Annotated in this window: 5 protein-coding genes and 1 pseudogene; 2 read left to right on the top strand and 4 right to left on the bottom strand. The window is 73.2% G+C overall.

Annotation, left to right across the window (positions count from 1 at the left end; genetic code table 11):
* Both SACSA_RS21135 and SACSA_RS0102205 read right to left on the bottom strand, forming a co-directional pair.
* A partial coding sequence (locus SACSA_RS21135) for a tyrosine-type recombinase/integrase (RefSeq protein WP_019813109.1) occupies window positions 1-877 on the bottom strand: 877 nt, incomplete at its 3' end.
* A 59-nt stretch (window positions 878-936) separates the two neighbouring features.
* A complete protein-coding gene (locus SACSA_RS0102205) occupies window positions 937-1413 on the bottom strand; it encodes an Lrp/AsnC family transcriptional regulator (RefSeq protein WP_019813110.1) in 477 nt (158 codons plus the stop codon).
* A 176-nt stretch (window positions 1414-1589) separates the two neighbouring features.
* On the opposite strand from SACSA_RS0102205, the pseudogene SACSA_RS25590 reads away from it, so the two are divergent.
* Together SACSA_RS25590 and SACSA_RS0102215 are read left to right on the top strand one after the other, a co-directional pair.
* Window positions 1590-2125 (top strand): annotated as a pseudogene (locus SACSA_RS25590) (LysE family translocator).
* A 57-nt stretch (window positions 2126-2182) separates the two neighbouring features.
* Window positions 2183-2692, top strand: a complete 510-nt coding sequence (locus tag SACSA_RS0102215) for a TrmH family RNA methyltransferase (protein ID WP_232212810.1) — start codon at window positions 2183-2185, stop codon at window positions 2690-2692.
* A 105-nt stretch (window positions 2693-2797) separates the two neighbouring features.
* On the opposite strand, the gene SACSA_RS0102220 is transcribed toward SACSA_RS0102215, so the two are convergent.
* Both SACSA_RS0102220 and SACSA_RS21145 read right to left on the bottom strand, forming a co-directional pair.
* Complete coding sequence (locus SACSA_RS0102220; protein WP_019813113.1) at window positions 2798-3550, bottom strand: MerR family transcriptional regulator; 753 nt, start codon at window positions 3548-3550, stop codon at window positions 2798-2800.
* A 117-nt stretch (window positions 3551-3667) separates the two neighbouring features.
* Complete coding sequence (locus tag SACSA_RS21145) at window positions 3668-4051, bottom strand: SdpI family protein (protein ID WP_019813114.1); 384 nt, start codon at window positions 4049-4051, stop codon at window positions 3668-3670.
* Window positions 4052-4148: the final 97 nt, after the last annotated feature.

Genomic DNA, 4148 nt, shown 5'->3' on the forward strand with positions numbered 1-4148 from the left:
GGGGGCAGGTGGCCAGCAGGGGGCCGTCGAGGCGTTCGGGAGGGATGCCGAGGCGGTCGCCGCGCAGCGCGAGGTAGCGCGCCAGCGGCCGGAGCGCGGGCGCCACCACGGGCACGAGGTCCCGCCTGCCGCCTTTGCCGGTGTAGCGCAGGATCGTGTAGCCGGAGTCGGTGCCGAGGTCGGCGACGGTGGCTCCGGTGAGGCCGGAGACGCGCAGTCCGGTGTGGAACAGCAGCGAGACCAGGGCGGCGTCACGCCAGGCGCCCTCGGTGTCGAGGCGGCGGGCGCGGGTCTCGGCGTGGTCGAGCAGGGTGGCGGTGGAGTGTTCGTCGAGTGCGGGCAGCGGAGATGCCTTGTCGCGCTGGGGGCGGGTGACGGCGTCGACGGGGTTGCGGTCGGCGACGTCGTTGGATTGCAGGTAGCGGTACCAGCTCGAGATCCCGGCCAGGGTGCGGGCCACCGTCGACGGGGCCGCCGGGCGGGTGGTCCCGTCGTGGCCGGTGACGGTGAGGGTCGCTTTGAAGGCGTCGACGTCGGCGCGGCGGGCGCGCAGCGGGTCCAGTCCGGTGCGGTGGCAGAACGACAGCCACGCGGCGAGGTCCGCGTAGTAGGCGCGGCGGGTGTGGGCGCTGTAGTCCACGCTCAACCACAGCACGGTCACGTGCCGCACCGAGTAGCGGTCGGCGGGGTCGGCCGGGGGCAGAGCGGGCAGCAGCTCGACCGCCTCGGCGACCGCGGCGCCGTGCGGGGCGGCGGTGAGGGCGGTGACCTCCGGGGTGGTGGGTCCGGTCGGTGCGAGGGTGGCCGGCTCGGGCGAGGTGCGGGCCGCGGGCACGGGGCCGGGCCGCGTGGGGGAGGCGTGCGGGCGGTCGATCATCGTCCTGATTGTGCCCGGCGTGCCGGTCCGGGTGGAACCGGACGCGCGCGGCGGAGGGCTCAGGCCGTCGGCGGGAGCAACGGTCCGCCCTGCCAGCGCTGGAAGATCAGGTTCGTGTGCACCAGCGCGACCTCGTCGCGGGCGGTGAGTTCGTCGAGCACGAGGCGTTGCAGCGACTGGGCGCTCTCGGCGGCGACGTGGATCAGGAAGTCGTCGGGTCCGGTGAGGTGATACAACTCCCGGGTCTCGGGAAGTGCGAGCACGTGGTCGACGAACGGGTCGACCAGCGGGCGCCGGTGCGGCTGGACCCGGACGTAGAGCAGGGCCTGGAGGGGTCTGCCGAGTGTGTCGGGGTCGACGGTGACACCGGAGCCGAGGATCACGCCTGTCTCGCGGAGCCGGTTGACCCGGTCCAGGCAGGTGGAGGGCGCGATGCCGGCCGCGGCGGCGAGGTTCTTGTTCGGGATGCGGGCGTTGTTCTGCAACTCGGCGAGAATCCGCAGGTCGACCGGATCGAGTTCGACTGATTGGCGCATTCGCCGAATCCTAGCCGGGGGTTGTTGTCCTTTTCCGGGTGTGGTCCGACCGTGGGGTGGTTCGTGGTCCCGGCCGGTAGGAGGTTTCCGTGCCCGCTCAGTTTCCCGTCTTCGTCGCCACCACGGTCCTGCTGCTGGCCGTGCCCGGGCCGGACTTCGTGGTCGTGACCCGCACCGTGCTCACCGGCGACCGCCGTCGCGGCTACCGCGCCGTCGTGGGCATCTGCGCCGGTCTCGCGGCGCTGACTCTGGTGACGGCCTCCGGGGTGGCCGCGGTCGTGGCCGCCCACGCGACGGCGCTTGCCGTGCTCCGCGTCGTGGCGGGGCCTACCTGCTGGTGCTGGGCGTCACGCTGCTCGTGTCGGCCCGGCGGCGGCCACGCGGGCCGGACCCGCTGGCGGACGCGCCGCGGCTGGTCCGTTCACCCGTGGCGCAGGGCTTCCTCAACAACGTGCTCAACCCGAAGGCGCTGATCTTCTATCTGACGTTCCTGCCGCAGTTCGTCACCGCGGGCCCGGGGGTGTTCGGGCAGACGGTGCTGCTGGGCGCCTCGGTGGTGGTGTGTGCGGCCGTGTGGTGGGCGCTCTACGTCACCGCGATCGGGTCGCTGGGCGCGGTGCTGCGTCGGGCTCCGGTGCGCCGCGCGATCGACGTGGCGGCCGGGATCGCGCTTGCCGCCCTCGGTGTGGTGACGCTGCTCGGCGCGACCTGAACCGGGCGGCCCGGGCGCGCGGGGAGCACGCGGCCGGGCCGGTAGGCTGTGCCGCTCGTGGAGGCTCATCGACAGCGCGGCATCGTGGTGGTCGCGCACAACATCCGCTCGGTGCACAACGTCGGGTCGTTGCTGCGCACCGGCGAGGTGTTCGCCGTGGATCGCGTGCACGTCACGGGCTTCACTCCCTACCCCGCCCACCCCGGCGACGAGCGCGACCCCAAACTGCGGGACCTGCAGACCCGCCGCCTGGCCAAGGCCGCCGCTGGTGCCGAGCGCACGATGCCCTTCGAACGCCACGCCGACGTGCGCGCCCTGCTGGCCTCGCTGCGCGAGACCGGATACGAGGTGGTCGGGCTGGAGATCGACCCGGCCGCGATCACCCTGGCCGACTACGCCCCTCCGGAGAAGGTCGCGCTGGTGCTCGGGGATGAGGTCACCGGCATCGACCCGGCTCTGCGGGCCGCGTGCGACCGGCTGCTGGAGATCCCCACCTACGGCCGCAAGGACACCCTCAACGTCAGTGTCGCCGCCGGGATCGCGCTGTATCACCTCCGCACGGCGTGACCGGCCCACCGGCCCCGAGCCGCCGTGTTCCCGCTCGCGGCGGCGGTCAGCCGGGCCGCCGACGCTCGGCCCGGTTGTCAGCCGTGCCCGGGCTGGGCGGTTCCGTCAGCCGAGCTGGCGCTCGGCGTAGACGCGCATGGCGTCGCGGACGAACTCCGCCGAGTCGGGATAGTTGGCCGCGAAGCGGGGATCGGCGACGTAGAGCTGTCCCAGGCCGGTGAACTCCTCGGCCGAGGGGCGCCTGCCCTGCCAGCCCGCGCTGACCCAGTCGTAGTGCCTGCCGGTGATGGCCTGGACCTCATCGCTGGTGGCGGCGAGGCCGCGCGCGTGGGCGTCGACGAAGGCGGCCGCGATCTCGCGCTGGGTGCGCAGGAACTCGTCGCGGTCCTGTGTGGACAGCGATGACCACCAGTTCTCGCCCCTGTCGTAGGCCTCGCGGCCCCATGTCGCGATGACCTCGTCCCGGTATCGGGTGTGGTCGAACCCGTCGAGTGATTCGGCGGCCATGAGTTGTTCTCCTCTCTCGTGCCTGCGCAGTGTCGTGCGGACCGACTCCATCTGCCTGCCGAGCCGTTCCCGTTCGGCTTCCAGCCAGCGCAGATGTGTCCGCAGGGCCGCGGTGCTGTCCCGCTGGCCGCGCAAGACCTCGGCGATGGCCGACAGGCCGAGCCCGAGGTCCCGCAGCAGCAGGATGCGTTGCAGCCGCATCAACGCGACGGCGTCGTAGTATCGGTAGCCGTTGGCGGCGACCCGGCTCGGCGGCAGCAGCCCGATGTCGTCGTAGTGGCGCAGCGTGCGGCTGGTCGTGCCCGCCGCGCGGGCGAGCTGCTGGATCGACCACTCACCGGTGCCGGACATCGCGTCACCACCTCCTTCGCATCCCGTCGCTCTCGACGGTAGAAGTTGACGCGACGTCAGGGTCAAGACGAGCGCGGCGCCGGTGTCAATGGCCCTGGGGCCGCCTCCGGCGGTGACTCACACCCCGGTGACACGGCGTGCCGCCCGGTTCGCCCTGCGGGTGCCCAGCACCAGAAGCACCACCATCACCACCAGCGCCGACGCGGGCACCACCATCGCGATCGGAGGCGGGAGCACGCCCAGCGCCACGAGGACGATGAGCACACCGGAGACCGCGCCGCCCCCGTAGCCGGTGCGGGCCGCGGCCAGCAACCACGGCCCGGCAGCCACGTGACCGGCCCGCCACGCCGCGTCGGACGAGGTGGTGGCCGCGGTGCGGATACCCAGGGCCGGGTTGCGTTCGAGAGTTCCGGTGCGGATGCCGCGGCGCACCGCGTGCAGCACCCCCGCCAACGCGACGAGCGCGACGGCGAACACGACGAGCCCTCCAATGGCGTCCATGGCGCCATCCTTCAGGACAGGACCGGCGTTGTCAGCGCCCCGCCCGCCCGGCCCCCTCGGCGCACTCGGCCCACTCGGCGCGGCCGCGCGTGGCCGA

Origin of the sequence: Saccharomonospora saliphila YIM 90502, assembly GCF_000383795.1 — a bacterium.
GTDB classification, from domain to species: Bacteria; Actinomycetota; Actinomycetes; order Mycobacteriales; family Pseudonocardiaceae; genus Saccharomonospora; species Saccharomonospora saliphila.

Excerpts from the sequence above, each read along its gene's own strand:
- SACSA_RS0102205 (WP_019813110.1), bottom strand. The coding sequence starts at position 1,413 with ATGCGCCAATCAGTCGAACTCGATCCGGTCGACCTGCGGATTCTCGCC.
- SACSA_RS0102220 (WP_019813113.1), bottom strand. The coding sequence starts at position 3,550 with ATGTCCGGCACCGGTGAGTGGTCGATCCAGCAGCTCGCCCGCGCGGCG.
- SACSA_RS21145 (WP_019813114.1), bottom strand. The coding sequence starts at position 4,051 with ATGGACGCCATTGGAGGGCTCGTCGTGTTCGCCGTCGCGCTCGTCGCG.